Genomic DNA, 19,246 nt, shown 5'->3' with positions numbered 1-19,246 from the left:
CGTGGCCCGCGAAATCCTGCGTATGCGGATGACCTGTTGCCCTCCGATATCGCCTGGGACGATTCCGGGGCCAGGTGCCTGGACTCCGGATTGCCGGTCTTCGACCTACGGCACCGCACGCACATGAGCTCGAGCTCGTTGGGCGGTCAGCGGTCGCGGCGAACGGCCCCGGCGGAGGAATGTCCGCCGGGGCCGTGCCTTGGATGGCCAAGCGCGCTTAGCGCGCGGGGGTGTCGCCCGGTTCGTCGGGCTGGATGTCCTTGCCCTTTTCGACCAGCTCCTGCTGGCGGGCTTCGGCCTCGCCCTGGTAGCGGACGCGGCGGATGCGGCGGGTCATGTCACGGATCAGGAAGATGGTGACGATGACGACCGCTGCGGTGGCAACAAAGCCAACGAAGCCCGGGCCGATGTTCTGGGCGGCGTCCCCCACGGGCGCGCCGGGTACCGGGGACGGACTAACGGAGGCTGCATACAGCAGGAACGAATACACGCGTGGGGCTCTTTCTGAAAAAGTTGGCGGCCGGATTCACCGGCACGCTACCTATCTTAGACCGGCAAACAGGTCGGTCTCTGGGAGTGTGGTGGGAACCGCGGATTTGATCAAGGTGAAATCCTCCCACGGCCATGCCTGGGCGTAGATTGCCTCGGGCACGGCAAAGAAGAATCCGGTCGGATCGATCTGGGTCCGGTGCGCCAGGAGCGCCCGGTCCCGCTGCTTGAAGAAGTCGGCGCAGTGCACCTGGGTGGTGGTCTTGTGCGGCGAGACCCACCCGAAGAACTGCTCTTCCGGGTGTTCCTCCCAGGCGGCAACGCGCTCGGCATAAGGCGATTCGATGCCCGCATCGACCATCGCGTAGTGCAGGGTCCGGAAACGTTCGGGGGCAAAGGCGCGGTCGTAGTAAAGCTTCGAGGTTTCCCAGGGCTCGCCCAGTTCCGGGGAGCTGTCGGCCTTGGCGGCTTCCGCGAAGGCATGCACGGCGACCTTGTGCGCCTGGATGTGGTCGGGGTGGGGGTATCCCCCGTTTTCGTCGTACGCAATGATCACGTGCGGCTTGAACTCGCGGATCAGCTTGATCAGCGGGGCGGATGCGCGGTCCAGCGGCTGCAGCGCGAAGGAGCCGAAGTCGAGTTCCGGCAGCGGATCGCCCTCGGGCAGCCCCGAGTCGGTGAATCCGAGCCAGCGGTGTTCGATGCCCAGCACCGCAGCGGCCTCTGCCATCTCGGTGCGCCGCACTCCGGTCAGGTCGCGGTGCGCGTGGGCGAGTTCCCCGACGGCCGCGTTGAGGATGTCCCCGCGTTCCCCGCCGGTGCAGGTTGCCACCATCACCCTTGCCCCGGCGGCAACATATGCCGCCATGGTGGCCGAGCCCTTGGACGCCTCGTCGTCGGGGTGCGCATGGACCGCCAACAATCGCAGGCCCGATGAATCAGCGATATGCTCCACGTTTCGTACTTCCACCTAGGTGACTCCAACTTCCTCATGCTCGGTGAAGGGTTCCCCTTGCCAAGGCTTAGACTGGTAGGGATGATTTCCCGGCCGCGACGCCCATGAATCGAAAGAGGCGCCATTGTCCAGCTTAACGAATAGGTACGGTTCGCCCAAGCGCGGCCTGGCCAAAAGAACCCGCAAGACGCTGATCGTCCTCGGCCTGGCCGTTGGCATCGTGGCTGCGTTCTACCTGGCCACCGCCACCACTTCGAAGGTGGAATTCAAGGACAACTCCTTCATGGTCCACTCCCCCACCAGCGCCACCGCGATCGTGGACATCTCCAAGGATGCCGGCGACACGGTCCAGTGCGAGATCCGGGCGCTGAACGAGTCCTACGCGATTGTTGGCTGGAAGACGCTGGTCGTGGGCCCCACCGAGGGCAAGGGCATGACGACCACCAGGTTCGATGTGAAGCTCCGCACCGAGTCCCTGGCCACCACCGCAGGCGTCGAGGAATGCCGGTTGCTCAAGGCCTCCTGACCACCGCGGGACCACCGCATCCGGGGCGTCGCTGAATGTTTCGACTGCACGACGCGCCGCTACGCCAAAAGCTCAAACTCTTGGGTAAATAGCCGAATTGCGGCTAATATCTTTCTAATACGTTAATGCCCCGCTACAGACCGTGACGGACAAAGTTCTTCACCTGCTGTGCGGGGTCTTTGCTTGCAAGATGTTCGTCGCATCATCGGGCGGGACCGTCTCGGCATGTTGTTCCCCAGGGAATAGCGGCCCTGATTACACAAGGAGTATCACGTGACCACGACCAATCACGAACCAGTTGTTTGGCTGACCCAAGAGGCCTATGACCGCCTTGCCGCCGAGCTCGAGCACCTCTCGGGCCCGGGCCGTGCAGAGATCGTTGACCGCATTGAGCAGGCACGTTCCGAGGGCGATCTCAAGGAAAACGGTGGCTACCACGCGGCCAAGGAAGAGCAGGGCAAGGCCGAGGCCCGCATCACGTACCTCAAGGACCTGCTGCGTCGCGCCCACGTGGGCGAAGCTCCCGCCGATGACGGAATCGTCGAGCCGGGCATGCTGGTCGAGGCAATCATCGCCGGCGACAAGACCACCTTCCTCTTTGGCAGCCGCGAGGTAGCCGGGGACACCGACCTGGAGGTCTACTCGGAGCGCTCCCCGATTGGCGCCGCGGTCCACGGCGCGAAGTCCGGTGACACGCTCAGCTACACCGCACCGAACGGCAAGGAAATCACCGTCGAGATCGTTTCCTGCAAGCCTTACAGCGTTTAATGCACTTCCCCGCGCCATGGCGCGGGACTCGGCTTGGTGGCCGTTGATCCTTCACCCGGATTCCGCCCTTGCCCCATCGGGGCGAAGAGCGGGGGGTGGACGTATCGGCGGCCATCGGTCGTTAACGCCTGCTCCGGCCCGCCAAAAAACGCCCTCCAGGTTCCTGCGCCTAAGCAGGAACCTGGAGGGCGTTGTCGTTTGCGGTCGGGATTCAGCCCATGATCATGGGCTGGAAGCCCTCGGCGCGCAGGTTGTTGAGCACCAGTTCCGAGTGCACATGCCCCTTGGTCTCCATGTCGATGGTGATCGCCACGTCGCCCATGGACAGCGATCCGCCCACGCGGGTGTGGTCCAGGCGCGTCACGTTGGCATCGGACTCGGCGATGACCCGGGAAATGGTTGCCAGCTCGCCGGGACGGTCATCAAGCATCATGCGCACGGTCAGGTAGCGCCCGGCCGCGGAGAGGCCGCGCTGGATGACCTTGAGCATCAGCAGCGGGTCGATGTTGCCGCCGGAAAGCACCACCGCGGTCTTGGCGGGGGTGATCCCGAGTTCCGCCAGCTTGCCCTCGAGCAGCGCGGCCACGCCCACGGCGCCGGCCGGCTCGACCACCAGCTTCGAGCGTTCCATGAGGAAGACCAGGGCGCGGGCCAGGCCGTCTTCGGAGACCGTGACCACCTCGTCGACCAGTTCGCGGATGATCTGGAAGGGCAGCTGGCCCGGGCGGCCCACGGCGATGCCGTCCGCGATGGTCCGCACGGTGTCCAGCGGGACCAGCGCGTCGGCGGCCAGCGAGGGAGGGTAGGCGGCGGCGTTCTCGGCCTGCACCCCGATGATCTTGATGTCCCGGCCCAGTTCCTTGGCACGTGTCTTGATCGCCACCGCGACCCCGGCGAGCAGGCCGCCGCCGCCCACGCCCATCAGCACGGTGTCGACGTCCGGGAGCTGCTCGAGGATTTCCAGGCCGATGGTTCCCTGCCCGGCGATGATGTCGGGGTTGTCGAAGGGGTGCACGAACACCGCACCGGTCGCGGTCGCGTAGCGCTCGGCCTCGGCCAGCGCCTCGTCCACGTTGTGCCCGTGCAGGATGACCTCGGCCCCGTGGTCGCGGGTGGCGGTGAGCTTGGGCAGTGCCACGCCCAGCGGCATGTAGATCCGGGCTTTGATCCCCAGTCGGCGGGCGGCCTGGGCCACGCCCTGGGCGTGGTTGCCTGCCGAGGCCGCCACGACGCCTCGGGCGCGCTCCTCGGCGGTGAGCTTGGCCATGCGCACGTAGGCGCCGCGGACCTTGAAGGAACCGGCACGCTGCAGGTTCTCGCATTTCAGGTAGACCTCGGAGCCGATGTCCAGGGACAGCGCGCGCGAGTGCTCCATCGGCGTGCGGACGGCCACACCCTCAAGCAGGTCGCGGGCCTCTTCGATGTCGGACAGGCTCACCGGGAGTTGGGTCTTCTGGATCATGGGAGCGGCTTTCTTCTGGGCGTGTTCACACGCGGTGCAATCAGGAATGGAAGTCTTTCGGGGCCATGACCTTGGACCGGGGGTGGGCGGTGCAGGTGCGGATCAGGAACCGGGGTCTGGTTCTTCTCCGTCAAGGTCGGCGGGAGCCGGTTCCGCGGAGCGGACCGGCTTGGTAATTCGTGAACCGTTCACGGCCGCCACGGCCGCGGTCTCTGGGCCAAAGAGCGGATCGTGCTCCCAGCCCCGGTCAGAAATGTACTTCACCACGGTGTTGGCCACGGCCAGCACCGGGACTGCAAACAGGGCGCCGGCGATGCCGGCGACGATGGAGCCGCCGGCCACGGCCATGACGACGGCCAGCGGGTGCAGGCTCACGGCCTTGCCCATGACCAATGGCTGCAGGATGTGGGATTCGGCCTGCTGGATGAAGAGCACCACCAGCAACATGATCAGCGCGTTGACCCAGCCGTTGGCCACCAGGGCCAGCAGCACGGCCACGGCCCCGGTGACCAGTGCACCGATGACCGGGATGAACGAGCCAATGAAAACGAGCACGCCCAGCGGAAGGGCCAGCGGCACCCCGAGGATCAGGGCGCCCACGCCGATGCCCACGGCGTCGATGAAGGCTACAAAGAGCTGGACGCGGACGTAGCTGACCATCGAGCCCCAGCCGAGGTGGCCGGCACCGTGGGCGGCGGCCCGGGCACGGCGCGGCAGCAGGTTGATGAAGAAGCGCCCGATGCGCGGTCCATCCAGCAGCAGGAAGATCAGCGAGAAGAGCACCAGCAGCATGCCCGTCACCAGGTGCCCGAGGGTGGTGCCCCAGGACAGCGCACCGGAGAGGATGGACGAGGAGTTGTTCTTGAGCGTGTTCAGGGCGTCTTGGAAAAGCGTGTCGAGGTCCTGGTTGCTCAACCCCAGCGGGCCGGTGGAGAGCCAGTGCTGGATCTGCGCGATGCCGGTCAGTGCCTGGGCCCACAGGGAAGCGAAGCCGTTGGCCAGCCGCTGCCCAACGATGGAGAGGCCTCCGACGATCACCGCCAGGAAACCAACCATGGTCACCCCGACCGAAAGCCCCTTGGGGAAACGCAGGGTGCGGGTCAGGAACTTCACCACGGGGCTGAGCAGCCCGGCCAGCAGGGCCGCGATCATCAGCGGGATCACCAGCAGGGACACGTGGGACAGCAACCAGACGGCGATGCCCACGGCCAGCACGATGACGATCAACCGCCAGGACCAGGACGCGGCGATCCGCACGCCGTAGGGCAGGTCCTCGGCCTCGGCATGGGCGGCGTAGATGATCGCCGGGTTCTCCTCGGCCTCGGGCGAGGCGGCCATCCGTTGCTTGGTGGCCGCGGCGCTTTGCTGCACCGCTTCGGTGGCCGCGGCCAGGCGCCGCAGGGGGCGGGGCAGCTTCATGCCTTGACTCCTCGGGGAAGGGGCCCGGGGGTCGCGAGCCTGCGCGCCGTCTTCCCGGTCGATCCCTTGCTGCCTGTCAATGCCATGAACATACGTTATCCCTTGAAAGTTGCCGGTGCGGCATAGATGACGCACATATTGCAGAAAAACCGCGGGGCAGTACCCAAATCATGGGTACTGCCCCGCGGTCACACAGCAGAATGACTAATCATCGCCACGCAGGATAGCCAGAATGCGCAGAATCTCAACGTACAGCCAGACCAGCGTCACGGTCAGGCCGAATGCGGCGGTCCAGGCGGCCTTGGCCGGTGCGCCCTGGCGCACGCCCTCGGAGATGTTGGTGAAGTCCAGCACGAGTGCGTAGGTGGCCAGCAGCACGGCGAGCACGCCGATGCCGACGCCCAGCATGCCGCTGCGCATGCCGAACATGCCATCGACGGCGCCGAACATCATCAGGCCGAAGTTCAGCAGCGAGAACACGCCGTAGCCGATCATCGCGATCATGAACATGCGGGTCATCTTCGGGGTCGCGCGGTACTTGCCCGAGCGGTAGAGCACCAGGGTCACGGCGAAGACCGAGAATGTCGCGAGCACGGCCTGGACGGCGATGCCCGGGTACATGTTCTCGAAGACGCCCGAGAGGCCGCCGAGGAACAGGCCCTCGAAGCCGGCGTAGAGCAGGATCAGCGCCGGCGAGGGCTGGCGCTTGAAGGAATTGACCAGGCCCAGGCCCAGGCCGACGAGTGCGCCGACGAGCATCAGGGCCGGTAGCTGCCAGCCGATGGCCGCGCCAATGAGGACCACGCCGAGGCTCAGCATCGTCTTGTTGATGACGTCGGCGTAGGTCATGCGGCCGGTTTCCTGCGGTGACGCGGAAGGCTGCGAGTACAGGTCCTGCAGGGCCTGTGCGCTCATCGGCTGAGCATAGGTGGTGGACGCGGCACCCGTGGCGCCGGCCGCACGGGTCTGCTCGCGGTAGTTCTTGGACTTAAAGACCGGGTTTCCGCCCAGGGCCATGGTGTTTCTCCTCGGTAGGGTTGTTAGTAAATAGCCTACGTTGGTTCAACGTTCGGTGCAGACCAATAAATCCCCAAATCAGGACCTTTTTGGGTTTAAGTTTGCGGTTCATGGTTTTCAGGTGCCGCAACCTTGCCGATATTCGCGGTTTCCCGTGCAGCGATCGGGCCAGAGCCCGCAACCGAGCGACTTCGCCCGGAGACCCGTGACCCCACCTCAACCGGCGGACCGGCATCCACAGACTCGAGCCGCTCCCCGGTTGCGCGTGGAAAATGGCGAGACGGGACCACGCGCCCTTGCTCGGGATCGGGCGCCGGTGCGTGCCACCCCTCGGGGGCAACGGACCGACTTGGGCCCCTCCGCGCACCTGGCTCCGGATCCGGATATCGCCCCGGCCGCGCAGCCTCCGGAATTCCGGCCTTAACCAGACCGTTACCGTTTCCCCCAACCAATCGCCGCCGAACCGTATTGCTACACACCTCCGCGGCACTACGATGGGCACACGTGAGTGACATGAGTCACTCCTTTGTCCGGTGCTTGTGGTTGCCGGGCCACGCTACGACGAGAGGGCTCGCACCGTGTTTCGTCAAGCAAACGCAGTAGTGATCCGCTGGGTGGGGGTCGTGGGGCTTATCGCCTTGTTCGCGGGGTTGGCCCTCGCTTCGGCAGTGCCGGCATTGGCGATGCCCTCGGCATCGGCATCGGCGGCCGGACAGCTCCAGGCGCCGCTGCAGAAGCAGGAACTGACGATCCGTGGAACCCTCCGCGATGGATCCGTTCCGATCGAGGGCGTACGGATCACGGCGAGCTCAACCACCGGTTTCAGTGCGGAGGCGACAACCGACAAGGATGGCCGGTGGGTCATCGTCGTTCCCGCAAAGGGAACCTACGAGGTCCTGTTGGACGTCGCCACGCTGCCCGCGGACAAGCCCCTGAGCGAGGGGGAGGCGAACCCGCGCATCGTGGAATTCGGCACCTCGTCCAACATGGGTGTCATATTCAAGGTCGGCGAGAACGCGGCCGCTGCCACCAGGAGCTTCGGATCGATCCTGGCCGAGCGGACGGTGGCCGGCTTGAGTTTTGGGTTGCTCCTGGCCTTGACCGCGGTCGGGCTGTCGCTGGTCTTCGGAACAACGGGCCTGACCAACTTTGCGCACGGGGAAATGGTGACCTTCGGCGCCGTGTCCACCTTCGCGCTCTCGGCCTGGGGATTCCCGCTCTGGGCGGCCCTGGTCGTTGCCGTCCTGCTGGGCGGGGCCTTGGGCTGGCTGCAGGATTGGGGATTGTGGAAGCCCCTGCGGCGCCGTGGCTCGGCCTTGGTGCCCATGATGATCGTCTCCATCGGGCTTGCCCTGGCCATGCGCTACATCATCCTGTTCTTCTTCGGCGGAACCACCGAACAACTGCCCTCGGCGCAAAGCCCGATCCTGGTGGTGCTGGGGGTTTCGATCTCGCGAAACACGCTGGTTTCCCTGGTGGTCTCGCTGGTGGTGATCATCGCGGTGGCATTGCTGCTGCTCAAGACCCGGTTCGGCAAGGCGACACGCGCCGTGGCCGACAACCCGGCGCTTGCCGCGGCTTCGGGAATCGATGTGGACCGCGTGATCCGCATGGTGTGGGTGGTCGGCAGCATGCTTGCCGCACTCGGCGGAATCCTCTGGGCGTACTACCGGCCCGGTGTCGCCTTCAACATGGGCCAGCAGATCCTGCTGATGATCTTCGCCGGGGTGACCCTGGGCGGACTCGGCACGGTGTTCGGGGCGCTCATCGGTTCTGTGCTGGTCGGTCTCATGGTGGAGATTTCGACGATCTGGCTGGAGGCCGATTTGAAATACGTCGGTGCACTGGCGGTCATGATCCTCGTGCTGCTGTTCAAGCCGCAGGGCCTGCTGGGCCGCCGCGAGCGCGTGGGCTAGGGGAAAGGAACCCATCATGGACTTCGCAGCGATCTTCACCAATGCCTTGACGGAAATCGTCAGCCCGATCACCGCGTCCTATGCGCTCGCCGCGCTGGGACTGGCAGTGCACTTCGGCTACGCGGGCCTGCTGAACTTCGGACAGGCCGGCTTCATGGCCGTGGGCGCCTACGGCTTCTCCATCTCAACGCTCACCTTTGGCGCGCCGCTGCCCGTGGCGTTGCTGGTGGCACTCGTGGCCTCGGTCCTGTTCGCGTTGATCCTGGGCATTCCCACGCTGCGCCTGCGCGCGGACTACCTGGCCATCGTCACGATCGCCGCGGCCGAGATCGTCCGCTACATCGTCACCACCAATTCCCTGACCAACGTCACCGGGTCGGCCAACGGCCTGGCCACCTTCGAGCGCAGCTTCTACGCTTTGAGCCCTTTCCCTCCCGGCGACTACCCGGTGGGTCCGCTGAATTTCAATGACCGCAGCCTGTGGGTGACCATTGTCGCCTGGGGCATCGTGTTGCTCTGCGCCGCGATCGTGTGGGCGCTGATGCGCAGCCCGTGGGGCCGGGTGCTGAAGGGAATCCGTGAGGACGAGAACGCCGTGCTCTCGCTGGGCAAGAACGTCTTCGTCTACAAGATGGAAGCGCTGGTCATCGGCGGCCTGTTCGGCTCGCTGGCCGGGATCTTGTTCACCTTGCCCACCGGGGCGGTGCAACCGGCCAACTACGGCTCGGAGCTGACCTTCTTCCTGTGGACGGCGCTGCTGCTCGGCGGCATGGCCACGGTCTTCGGGTCGGTGCTCGGAGCCATGATCTTCTGGGTGGTGCTCTCCCTGACCCAGGGCATCCTTCTGGGGCTCATCGAGGCCGGGTACATCACCTTCCTCTCCAGCGCCCAGGCCGGCCAGCTGCGCTACATCCTGGTGGGTGTGGCCCTGATGCTACTGATGATTTTCCGCCCGCAAGGAATCCTGGGCAACAAGAAGGAGCTCGCTTTCTCATGAGTGACCCGCAACGAATTCCGCCGGGACCCGCCACCGGCCAGGACCCGGACGCCTCCCCGTTCAACGACACCGGTCCCATTGCCGTAGGACCGGCCGCACCCGGTTGCAAGAAACGCGACCCCATCATCGTCGCCGATGGCGTGCGCCGCTCGTTCGGTGCCCTCAAGGCGGTGGACGTGGACCATGTTGAAATCCCGCGGCACAAGATCACCGCGCTCATCGGCCCCAACGGCGCGGGCAAGACGACGTTCTTCAACCTGCTCACCGGCTTCGACACCCCCGATTCCGGGTCATGGACCTTCGACGGAAACAACCTTGCCGGGATCCGCCCCCACCGGGTGGCGCGCCTGGGCATGGTCCGCACCTTCCAGCTCACCAAGGTCATGGGCAAGCTCACCGTCATCGAAAACATGCGCCTCGGCGGTGCCGACCAGCCCGGCGAAGCCCTGTGGAGGGCCATGTTTCCCTGGCTGTGGCGGGAGCGCGAGGCCGAGCTCACCCGCACCGCCGATTCCCTGCTGGCCATGTTCAAGCTGGCAGAGAAACGCGAAGACTATGCCGCATCGCTTTCCGGGGGCCAACGCAAGCTGCTGGAAATGGCCAGGGCACTGATGGCCGAACCAAGGCTCGTCATGCTCGACGAGCCCATGGCCGGGGTCAACCCGGCCCTGACCCAATCCCTGCTCGACCACATCAAGAACCTCAAGTCCACCGGGACCACGGTGCTTTTCGTGGAACACGACATGCACGTGGTCCGCCACATCGCCGACTGGGTCATTGTGATGGCCGAGGGCCGCGTGGTGGCGGAGGGCCCGCCCAAGGAAGTGATGCAGGACCAGGCGGTCATCGACGCCTACCTGGGTGCCCACCACGATGTCGACCTGGGTGCCCCGGAGGGCGTCGCACGCTTGGAAGACGTCTTGAGCGAGGATGCCGAATCCGTTGTCGGCACCGAAGACGCGGGAGAACTCCTGGCCGTGCATGACGAGCCGGACACCCAGGACCCCCACGGGAGGCAGCCATGAGCACCGAAGCGGAAGCCGCCGTGGTCAGCGTGACCGACCTGGTCGCCGGCTACCTGCCCGGGGTCAATATCCTCAACGGCTGCAACCTCGAGGCGCGCCAGGGTGAACTGATCGGCATCATCGGCCCCAACGGAGCCGGCAAGTCGACACTGCTCAAGGCGATGTTCGGGCTGGTGAAGGTCCACTCGGGTCGCGTGGTCGTCCACGGGGCCGACCTGACCGGGCTCAAGGCCAACAAGCTGGTTTCCCGCGGGCTGGGATTCGTGCCGCAGACCAACAACGTGTTTCCGGCGCTGAGCATCCAGGAAAACATGGAGATGGGCATTTTCCAGCGCCCCAAGGACTTTGCTGAGCGATTCGAGTTCGTCACCTCGCTCTTTCCGGAATTGGGCAAGCGCCGGAACCAGCGTGCCGGTTCCCTCTCCGGCGGTGAGCGGCAAATGGTGGCCATGGGCAGGGCGCTGATGATGGAACCTGCGGTCCTGCTGCTCGACGAGCCTTCGGCGGGCCTCTCCCCCGTCCGGCAGGACGAAACCTTCCTGCGGGTCCACGAGATCAACCGGGCCGGCGTGTGCGTCATCATGGTCGAGCAGAATGCCAGGCGATGCCTGCAGATCTGCGACCGCGCCTACGTCCTGGACCAGGGCCGCGATGCGCACACCGGCACCGGACGCGAGCTGCTCAACGATCCCAAGGTCATCCAGCTCTACCTGGGCAACCTGGCCGAGACCGTGGAACGCGAGGAGTCCGAAGGCGGCACGCCGCCGCCCGCACCGGAATAGCAATGCCACTGCCCGCGCCGGGCGCAGGGGGAGCAAGGAGAGGCCGAACCGACTTGATGTCGGTTCGGCCTCTCCTTGCGTGCCTGCCGGGGTGTTCGGGGCCGTCTAGACGGCCCCGGCCTCTTCACGCAGTGGCTTTGGCACATTGTTGCCGTCGTACTGGTAGACGCCCATGATGCCCTCGGTGATGTCGCCCTTCTCGTCGAAGGTCACCGGCCCGGCAACGCCGTCGTAGTCGATGTCCTTGCCTTCGTCGAGCAACTTCTTGCACGAGGCGAAGTCCCCGCACTTCTCGCCGTCGCGCGAGACCGCCTGCAGCTGGGCCGCAATGGCCGCGCCGTCGTTGGACTTGGCAACGGTGGAGGCCAGCGCGATCAGCGTGGTGGCATCGTAGGATTCGGCCGCGTAGTTCCAGTCCTTGAGCGAGTCGTTGACAGCTTCCAACCGCGTCTTGAAATCGGTCTTCGCGAAGGATCCCGGCTGGGTGCCCATGGCCCCTTCCAGGGTCCCCTTGTCGAAGTCCTTCGAGTAGTCAAGGATGTTGCCATCCACGAAGTACATGGTGGTGGGGTCGACACCCTTCTGGATCAGCAGCGGGATGATGGAACGGGCTTGGTCGAAGCTCAGGATCGCAATGGCATCGGGCTTTGCCGCGACGACCTCGTCGACCTGGGACGAAAATTGCGAGTCCCCTTCGTTGAACATCGATTCGACGACGATTTCGCCGTTTGCCGCTTCGACCGCCATCCGGATGTTCTTGGCCAGTCCGGTGCCGTAGGCATCGTTGAGCACGATCATGCCCACCGTCGCTGCACCCTGGCCGACCATGACGTTGCCGAGGATCCGGCCCTGCATGACATCGGATGGAGCGGTGCGCCAGTACAGGCCCTTGTCGTCCCAGGTGCTGAATTCCGGAGCCGTATTGGCCGGGGACATCATCAGTGTGCCGGCACCGGTGATCTGGTTGATCACGGTCTTGGTGACGCCGGAAGAAGCTGCGCCAATGATGGCTGAGACATTCTGTCCGAGCATTTCGGTGCTCGATTGCGTGGCGATATTCGTCGTGGTGTCGCCCGAGTCGCGGTGCATGACCGTGACGTCCTCGCCGTGCACGCCACCTGCTTCGTTGATTTCCTTGATTGCTAGGTCCACTCCGGCGGTCATGGGTGGGCCGAAGAAGGAAAGGTTGCCGGTGCTCGGAAGCAGCGTTCCAAGCTTAAGCGGGCCTTCGGCCGCCGGTGCAGAGCCCGTTGCCGTTGGTGAGGCGCTGGGTTCGTTGCCGCCTCCTCCGGCGCATGCCGTGGCGGTCAGGGCAAGTGCGGCCCCGACGGCCAGGAAACGGCCCCCTCGAGTAAAACGCGATCGTGGTGGAGCGATCATGTTGATTCCCCTCAAAAATATGCCCTCTAGGCTGTGGCCCGATGGGCGGCCAAGGCACCTCGGCTACTTAGGAACGTAACCCAAAAAACCCTAGAATATAAGGAGTAATTGATTACAGGCAGATAACGGCGAGTCTCAGTTTTCAACGAAAGATCGATCGATCAACGGCGGACCCGGAAGGCATGGAGATCCCCCGGCTTCAACCGTGACTCAAACCTTTCAAAACGGCTTCCGCGGATCAAGGGTTCTGGTGGAACGAACCATGCAAACACCTCCTGCCAGCGCTGTCGCATTCTGCGCTGATTTCGCCCTTGCCCACCTCGAGCAACAGGCATTCAATCTGTTCGCGAACGTCATTGCAGCACCCGGCCATGGTTCAGGTCGTGACATTGCATGTATCCGCGTCGGGATGTTCTGGAGGGCACCGCTCGTTGCTACTTCATAGTCCGCAGAAACCACGTGGGGAGCCGCGTGGCAACCGAGAATCGTGGCGATTCATTTCCAACCGTGGGCAAAATGTGGGCTAAACAGTAGTTTTGGGCAAAGCGAAGGCCCCTGCTTCCTTGTAAAAAACAGGGAAGCAGGGGCCATTCACTCGGTACCCCCAGTGGGACTCGAACCCACAATCCTTTCGGCAGCTGATTTTAAGTCAGCCGTGTATACCAGTTCCACCATAGGGGCCTACCCGACCAAGCGTACAAGAACGTTCCCACTCTGGGGAAACGTAGCATGTACCTGGCATGGGAAGGGGCGGCGCCACCGTCGTTCGCGGATCCCGGGCCGTGGGCCTATCACGTTGGGCCCGGGATCCGTGGCACGGTGCCACCGCCTCCGCTCGTAACTGCTAGGCGCGCGGCTTCGGGGTTGCTGCCTCCACAAAGGTGGAGCGCGGGTTTTCGAGGTTGTTCAGCTGCAGCGAGTCGCGGGTGAAGAAGAGCGCCACCATCCAGTCGCCCAGAACGCGGAACTTGCGCTCGAAGGTCGGCATGGCCATGCCGTGGTAGCCACGGTGTGCCATCCAGGCTGGCCAGCCCTTGAGCTTGACGCCCATGACCTTGGCGACGCCCTTGTTCGCACCGAAACCGGCAACTGCGCCGAGGTTCTTGTGCTTGTAGTTCTTGACCTGGCCCACGCCGTAGCGGGTGGAGTACAGGTTGTGTGCCAGCAACTTGGCCTGGCGCACTGCGTGCTGTGCGTTGGGCACGCAGGTGCCGTCCGGCAGGCCGCCGGTCACGTCGGGCACTGCCGACACGTCGCCTGCGGCCCAGGCGCCCTCGATGGCGACGCCGTCTTCGCCGGTGATGCGCAGGTCGGTGCCGGTCATGACGCGGCCGCGGGGCTCGATCGGGAAGTCGGTGGAGCGAACCATCGGGTTGGCCATGACGCCGGCGGTCCAGATCAGCGTGTCGGACTCGAAGGTCTCGGCAGCGGACTTGTCCGGCATGTTGATCAGGGCCAGCTTGCCCTCGGTGGCGTCGGCCAGCGAGGTGTTCAGCAGGACCTCGATGCCGCGGCTGCGCAGGTGGTCGACAACCCACAGCGCCTGGTCCTCGGTGACTTCTGGCATGATGCGGCCCATGGCCTCGACCAGCACGAAGCGCAGCTCGTCCTTGCCGATGCGGCCGTTCAGGGCTGCGGCGTGGCGGGCCATGTCCTCGATCTCGGCGATGGTCTCGATGCCGGCGAAGCCGCCGCCGACCACGACGAAGCTCAGGGCGCGCTTGCGCTCGGAGGCGTCGGTCATCAGCGAGGCCGACTCGATGCGCTCGAGGATCTTGTTGCGCAGGGCAACGGCTTCCTCGATGGACTTCAGGCCGATGCCCTCATCCGCGAGGCCCGGGATCGGGAAGGTGCGGGTGACCGCGCCGGCGGCCAGGACCACGTCGCGGTACTCGAGCTCGAACGGCTCGCCGACAACCGGCACGACGACGGCCTTGTTGTTCTTGTGGTCGATGGCCGAGACGCGGCCATTGATCAGTTCGGCATGCTTGAGGTGCTGGCGGTGCGACACCACGACGTGGCGCGGCTCGATCTGGCCACCTGCCACCTCGGGGAGGAACGGCTGGTAGGTCATGTACGGCAGCGGGTCCACGACGGTGACGATTCCGCCGTGGTCCTTGACCTTCTTCTGCAGCTTCATTGCGACGTAAAGTCCAACGTAGCCGCCGCCAACTACAAGAATGCGCGGGCGGTCGGAAAATTGTTGAGTGATAGGCATGTACCCATCATATCCCCAAAAACACCCTTTGTGAAAGTCTTCACTAACACACCGAGGGGTGGCGCAGACCACTTTTCGGCCCGCATCCTCAGGAGTTTTCGCCGGACTCCGGAAGCTCGTCGAAGATGTCCTTGCGACCGGTGCGATCGCCCAGTTTCAGCGCCGAAACCGGCGCGCTCTTGGTCGATTCGGCGATGGCCACCCGGCGCCTGGCACGCGTGTAGTGCAGGGTCCCGCCCAGCATGGTCAACAGCAGCAACCCGCCGAAGCCCAGCACCAGCAGCGGCGGCAGGAATCCGGAGCCGTCGCTCGGCGGCAACGGCGCGGGGGCCGCGATGGGCTTGATGTCGGACTTCTCCGTGGAGATGCCCGGGGCCTCGGTGGGCCCGGCGTTGACCTGTGCGCCGCGGCGGTGCACCCGGATCCATTCGGTGATGGTGTTCATCGGGTTCGCCTCCACCTGCGGCACGTCGGCGGTGAGCGCCGCATGGGCATCGAGGATGCCGTGGCCGTAGAGGTTGTCGATGCCCGGCTTCCCTGCATCTCGCGCGGTGGCCAGTATCCGGTTGATGACCTGCGGGGCCTTCATCTCCGGGTACTTGGAGCGGATCATCGCCGCGACCCCGGCCACCAGGGGCGCGGCGCCGGAGGTACCCGACCAATCCGCGTAGCCGCCGCCGGGCAGCCCGCCGACCAGCGGGTCGGCCGGGGCCGCCACGCCGATGCTGATGCCCTCGGTGGAGGAATCGACGCTGGCCTTGCCCTGGCGGTCGATGCCGGCCACGGTGAGCACCCCGGGGATCGTGGCCGGGGCCCCGACCTGCTTCATGCCGCCGGCACGGTTCCCGGCCGCGGCGACAATGACCACGTCCTTGTCCTCGGCGTACTTGAACGCCGTGTCCCAGCTGGTAGGCCAGTCCGGCTGGGTGGAACCCAGCGAGATGTTGATGACCTTCGCCCCGTTATCCACGGCCCACTTCACGGCCGCTGGCACCTGCTCCTCGACGGAAATCCCGGCGGGGTTCTCCGTGCCCATCCACAGCGAGAGCGAAAGCAGGTTGGCCTCCGGGGCCACGCCCAGCATGCCGTCGGGCCCGGCGGCGGGCTTCGGGATCTCGATCGGCTCGGGTGCCGGGGGCGGATCCTCGTCGGCTTCCTTGGCGGAGGCGACGGCCCGCTCGTAGGCGTTCTTCTGCGCCTCGGCATCGGCCTTGGCCTCGGCGATCGCCGCGCTGTTGTTGCCGCGCCCGGCCAGCAGCGTGGCCACCAGCGTCCCGTGCTCAGGCAGCGTGCCCAACGGCTTGGAGCCGTCCGGGATGCCGGCGCCGGAGATGTCCTTGCCCCCGGTGACCGCACCGAGCAGGTCGGGGTGGGAGGTGTCGATGCCCGTGTCAATGACCGCCACGGTGACCCCGGCGCCCTTGGAGACCTCCCAGGCCTTGGTGATGCCGGAGGATTTGAGCCACCATTCCCCGTCGCGGGCCGCGTCGGCATGTGCAGCAGGGGCCACGGCCAGTGCGGCCGTGAGGCCAAGCACCAGGGTCAATGCCGTGGCGGCGATGCGGCGCAGTCGTTGGCTCAAGTGTTCTCCTAGCGTGGGGCGTGGGGGACGCATGGGGGTTTCGGGCTGCGGTGCTTAGTTCCCCGGGCCAAGTCCCAGGGCAATTCCGTCCAGAATATCGTGCTCCGAGGCGGTGGCGGTGCCGATCCTGCCCGCACCCGCGCCGGCGACCCGTTCCAGGATGCATCCGTAGATCAGCGCGCCGGCGGCAATCACATCCACCCGGCCGGGGTGCATATAGCCAAGTGAGGCACGGGTTTCCCGGTCGGATTCGAGCATGAACGCAATGGCGGTTTCAAGCTTGTCGATGCCCAGCTCGGCACCGTGGATGAGGTTCGAGTCATAGTTCGCCAGTCCCAGCGCGGCGGCGGTGAGCGTGGTGATCGTCCCGGCCACGCCCACGATCCGGTCCACCGTGGAAAAGTCGACGGTTTCCTGGACCTCGTCGAGCACCGCGTTGACCTGCGCACGGGCGGCAGCAATGGTCTCGGGGGTTGGCATGTCGTGGCGCCAGAAGCGCTCGGTGAGCCTGACGCAGCCCATGTCCATGGACCGGGAAGCCACCGGCCCGTTCTCATCCCCCAGCACGAACTCGGTCGATCCCCCGCCCAGGTCGACCACCAGGATGCGGGTTCCCGGCGCGGCCGGCGCCACGGAGGCGGCCCCGGCGAAGGACAGCGCCGCCTCGGTGTCCCCGGGCACAACCTCCGGGTCCACTCCCAGGCGCGCGCGGACCCCGGCGACAAACTCGTCGCGGTTGGCCGCATCGCGGGTGGCCGAGGTGGCCACGAATCGGATGCGGGTGGCCCCGTGCTCGCGGATCATCTCGGCATACTCGTCAATCGCGGCGAAGGTGCGTTCCAGTGCCTCGGGGGCGAATTCGCCGGTGGCATCCACATCCTGGCCCAGGCGCACCACGCGCATCTGGCGCAGCACGTCCTCCAGCGCCGGGCCCGTCGGGGTCTGGCGGGTGTCGGCGATGAGCAAGCGGATGGAGTTGGTGCCGCAGTCGATCGCGGCGACCCGGCTCACGCGCCAGGCGCTTCGGTGGAACCGGAGGCCGGGTCGTTGGCCGCGGCCTCGCGGGCGGCGCGGGCAGCTGCCCGCTGGGCCTGTTTGATGGCCGGGTCCACGGACTGGGTCTTCACGTGGCGCGAGCGGTCCTGGCTGGGGGCCTGGCCCTCGGTGTCCCAGGCCCCGGCGCAATAGCACTTGTCCTTGGTCCACCACTCGGCGATGGCCTCCAGGGCGCGGTCGCCCAGCGGGTTCACGCCCGGGCCAGCGGCCAGCGAGTGGCCCGCCAGCACGTGCAGGCACTTCACGCGGGTGGGCATGCCACCGGCGGAAACCCCCGCGATTTCCGGGACGGCCCCAGTGCCGGAGCGCTCGCCAATGGCATCGCGCACGGCCAGGTACTCGTCGTGCGCGCGCGCGTAGGCGGCGGCCAGCTCGGCATCCTGGCCCAGCTCGGCGTTCATCTCGTTCATGACCCCGGCGGCCTCGAGGCGCGAGACCGCTGCGGTGATCACCGGGTGCGTCAGGTAGTAGGTGGTCGGGAACGGGATCCCGGAGGAGAGCCGCGGTGCCGTGGTGGCCACCAGCGGGTTCCCGCAGACGCAGCGGGCACCGATCTCCACCACGTCGCGCACCGGGCGGTTCAGTTGGCGGGACAGGGTTTCCAGGTCCGCGGCGCTGGGCACCCGGGCTGCAGCATCGAGTGCTTCGTGGTTTTGGTTCGCGGCGTCCACGGTTGGGAGCATCTCCTCGCGTTGGTGTGTCATGAAAAAGGTGTGTGTGCGGCCGTGCGGCTCAGTCGGTGGCGGCGCGCTGCGCCGAGTCGAAGAGCGCATCGACCCAGGGCAGGTCGGTGCGGACTTCCTTGGGGCTTTGGTTGGGCTCGCCTGGCGCTGTTTCCTCGGGGCGGGTGCCGACGACCATGTAGTTCCGCTCGCCCGGCATGACCAAGTTTATCCGGTCGCGGGCCTGCTGCTTGATGTACAGCGGATCGTCCCAGCGGGCGATCTGGTCCTTGAGCGCTTCCTGCTCGGCCTGCTTGGCGGCAATCGAGGTGCGCAGCGCGGCAATCTCGTCGCGCTGGCGCGCATAGGTGCCGATGCTGGGCACCAGCAGCACCGCAAAGACCGACAACGCGATGCTCAACGCCAGCAGGCGGCCGGAAAAGCTGCGCGCCGGAATGGGCTTCTTGGGGCCCGCGGGTCCCTTGCGGGATTCGGGCGGGGCAGCCTGGGCGTCCTTGCGCACGGCACCGGAGAGCAGGTTCCGGTCCTCGATGCGCCGCTGCGAGGCGCTGGTCTTGGCCTTGGCCTTGGGTTTTGCGGCCGGCTTGGAAGCGGGCTTGGGTCCGGTCCGCGGCTTCGGGGCCGCCTTGGTCGCGGCGGGCTTCGCCGCGGCAGGCTTCGGGGACGCCGGAGCGGGCTTGCCCGAGGCGGTCACCCGGCCCAGCGGAACGACCTTGGGACGCGCAGGAGCGGCCGCGGGCCTGGGAGCCGACTGTGCCTGGCGGGGTTCTTCGCGGTGTTGCCGCGGGCGCTTGGGCGGTGCCTCGGAGGCAGCGGCTCGCTGCGGATCGGTGTCGTCCCCGCGTGCCGGGCCCTTGGCCGAGGTCCCGGAGCGCGGCATGGGAGGACGTCGCGTGGCCATCGTGCTCCTTTGCCCTCTCGGTCCGGAGCCCTTTTCACATGGCCCCGGGGTTCTTCGTCGTCTCAAGCTT

At 66.1% G+C, this 19,246-nt stretch carries 17 protein-coding genes and 1 tRNA gene; 6 read left to right on the top strand and 12 right to left on the bottom strand.

Going from position 1 to position 19,246, the window contains the following annotated elements; all coding sequences use genetic code 11:
• Nucleotides 1-217 precede the first annotated feature (217 nt).
• On the bottom strand, nucleotides 218-490 hold the full coding sequence (locus BLJ79_RS14315) for a hypothetical protein (protein WP_071215442.1): 273 nt from the start codon (nucleotides 488-490) through the stop codon (nucleotides 218-220).
• A gap of 51 nt (nucleotides 491-541) precedes the next feature.
• Nucleotides 542-1,435: a mycothiol conjugate amidase Mca gene (gene mca / locus BLJ79_RS14310; RefSeq protein ID WP_175475503.1), complete on the bottom strand. Its 894-nt coding sequence runs from the start codon at nucleotides 1,433-1,435 to the stop codon at nucleotides 542-544.
• A gap of 133 nt (nucleotides 1,436-1,568) precedes the next feature.
• Between mca and BLJ79_RS14305 the strand changes: the two genes are divergently transcribed.
• Both BLJ79_RS14305 and greA read left to right on the top strand, forming a co-directional pair.
• On the top strand, nucleotides 1,569-1,970 hold the full coding sequence (locus BLJ79_RS14305; protein ID WP_083411314.1) for a DUF4307 domain-containing protein: 402 nt from the start codon (nucleotides 1,569-1,571) through the stop codon (nucleotides 1,968-1,970).
• A gap of 273 nt (nucleotides 1,971-2,243) precedes the next feature.
• Nucleotides 2,244-2,738, top strand: a complete 495-nt coding sequence (greA, locus tag BLJ79_RS14300) for a transcription elongation factor GreA (RefSeq protein WP_071215440.1) — start codon at nucleotides 2,244-2,246, stop codon at nucleotides 2,736-2,738.
• Between the two features lie 211 nt (nucleotides 2,739-2,949).
• Here greA and ilvA read toward each other — a convergent pair whose 3' ends face one another.
• From ilvA to BLJ79_RS14285, 3 genes are all read right to left on the bottom strand, one after another.
• Complete coding sequence (gene ilvA, locus BLJ79_RS14295; RefSeq protein ID WP_071215439.1) at nucleotides 2,950-4,200, bottom strand: threonine ammonia-lyase; 1,251 nt, start codon at nucleotides 4,198-4,200, stop codon at nucleotides 2,950-2,952.
• A gap of 102 nt (nucleotides 4,201-4,302) precedes the next feature.
• Nucleotides 4,303-5,619, bottom strand: coding sequence for an AI-2E family transporter (locus BLJ79_RS14290; protein ID WP_071215438.1), 1,317 nt, complete (start codon nucleotides 5,617-5,619; stop codon nucleotides 4,303-4,305).
• Nucleotides 5,620-5,823: 204 nt separating this feature from the next.
• Nucleotides 5,824-6,636, bottom strand: a complete 813-nt coding sequence (locus BLJ79_RS14285) for a Bax inhibitor-1/YccA family protein (RefSeq protein ID WP_071215437.1) — start codon at nucleotides 6,634-6,636, stop codon at nucleotides 5,824-5,826.
• 683 nt (nucleotides 6,637-7,319) lie between these two features.
• Between BLJ79_RS14285 and BLJ79_RS14280 the strand changes: the two genes are divergently transcribed.
• From BLJ79_RS14280 to BLJ79_RS14265, 4 genes are read left to right on the top strand one after another with little or no spacing between them, the layout of a single operon-like run.
• The gene (locus BLJ79_RS14280; protein ID WP_175475502.1) at nucleotides 7,320-8,552 is read left to right on the top strand and encodes a branched-chain amino acid ABC transporter permease; all 1,233 of its coding nucleotides are present in this window, start codon (nucleotides 7,320-7,322) and stop codon (nucleotides 8,550-8,552) included.
• Nucleotides 8,553-8,568: 16 nt separating this feature from the next.
• A complete protein-coding gene (locus BLJ79_RS14275) occupies nucleotides 8,569-9,549 on the top strand; it encodes a branched-chain amino acid ABC transporter permease (RefSeq protein WP_071215436.1) in 981 nt (326 codons plus the stop codon).
• Nucleotides 9,546-10,574, top strand: a complete 1,029-nt coding sequence (locus BLJ79_RS14270; RefSeq protein ID WP_083411313.1) for an ABC transporter ATP-binding protein — start codon at nucleotides 9,546-9,548, stop codon at nucleotides 10,572-10,574. The genes BLJ79_RS14275 and BLJ79_RS14270 overlap by 4 nt, the downstream gene beginning before the upstream one ends.
• A complete protein-coding gene (locus BLJ79_RS14265; RefSeq protein ID WP_071215435.1) occupies nucleotides 10,571-11,356 on the top strand; it encodes an ABC transporter ATP-binding protein in 786 nt (261 codons plus the stop codon). The genes BLJ79_RS14270 and BLJ79_RS14265 overlap by 4 nt, the downstream gene beginning before the upstream one ends.
• A gap of 105 nt (nucleotides 11,357-11,461) precedes the next feature.
• Here the strand turns inward: BLJ79_RS14265 and BLJ79_RS14260 are convergent, their stop codons facing one another.
• The 7 genes from BLJ79_RS14260 to BLJ79_RS23775 all read right to left on the bottom strand — a co-directional run bounded on the left by BLJ79_RS14260 (nucleotide 11,462) and on the right by BLJ79_RS23775 (nucleotide 19,176).
• Entirely contained in the window at nucleotides 11,462-12,736 is a 1,275-nt protein-coding gene (locus tag BLJ79_RS14260) for an ABC transporter substrate-binding protein (RefSeq protein WP_071215434.1), read from the bottom strand.
• 599 nt (nucleotides 12,737-13,335) lie between these two features.
• Nucleotides 13,336-13,417: transfer RNA gene (locus tag BLJ79_RS14255), tRNA-Leu, on the bottom strand.
• 163 nt (nucleotides 13,418-13,580) lie between these two features.
• On the bottom strand, nucleotides 13,581-14,954 hold the full coding sequence (locus BLJ79_RS14250; RefSeq protein WP_071215433.1) for an NAD(P)/FAD-dependent oxidoreductase: 1,374 nt from the start codon (nucleotides 14,952-14,954) through the stop codon (nucleotides 13,581-13,583).
• Nucleotides 14,955-15,042: 88 nt separating this feature from the next.
• On the bottom strand, nucleotides 15,043-16,536 hold the full coding sequence (locus BLJ79_RS14245; protein WP_071215432.1) for a S8 family serine peptidase: 1,494 nt from the start codon (nucleotides 16,534-16,536) through the stop codon (nucleotides 15,043-15,045).
• A gap of 54 nt (nucleotides 16,537-16,590) precedes the next feature.
• Nucleotides 16,591-17,547: a Ppx/GppA phosphatase family protein gene (locus BLJ79_RS14240; protein WP_071215431.1), complete on the bottom strand. Its 957-nt coding sequence runs from the start codon at nucleotides 17,545-17,547 to the stop codon at nucleotides 16,591-16,593.
• Nucleotides 17,544-18,275: a DUF501 domain-containing protein gene (locus BLJ79_RS14235; RefSeq protein WP_071215430.1), complete on the bottom strand. Its 732-nt coding sequence runs from the start codon at nucleotides 18,273-18,275 to the stop codon at nucleotides 17,544-17,546. Before BLJ79_RS14235 ends, BLJ79_RS14240 begins: the two co-directional genes overlap by 4 nt.
• 49 nt (nucleotides 18,276-18,324) lie before the next feature.
• Entirely contained in the window at nucleotides 18,325-19,176 is an 852-nt protein-coding gene (locus BLJ79_RS23775) for an FtsB family cell division protein (protein ID WP_286135425.1), read from the bottom strand.
• Nucleotides 19,177-19,246 lie beyond the last annotated feature (70 nt).

The sequence above is a fragment of the Arthrobacter sp. UCD-GKA genome, assembly GCF_001863355.1.
In the GTDB taxonomy this organism is placed as follows: domain Bacteria; phylum Actinomycetota; class Actinomycetes; order Actinomycetales; family Micrococcaceae; genus Paeniglutamicibacter.
Note: the sequence above shows the minus strand (reverse complement) of the source record. Positions and strands in the feature narration are given on the sequence as shown.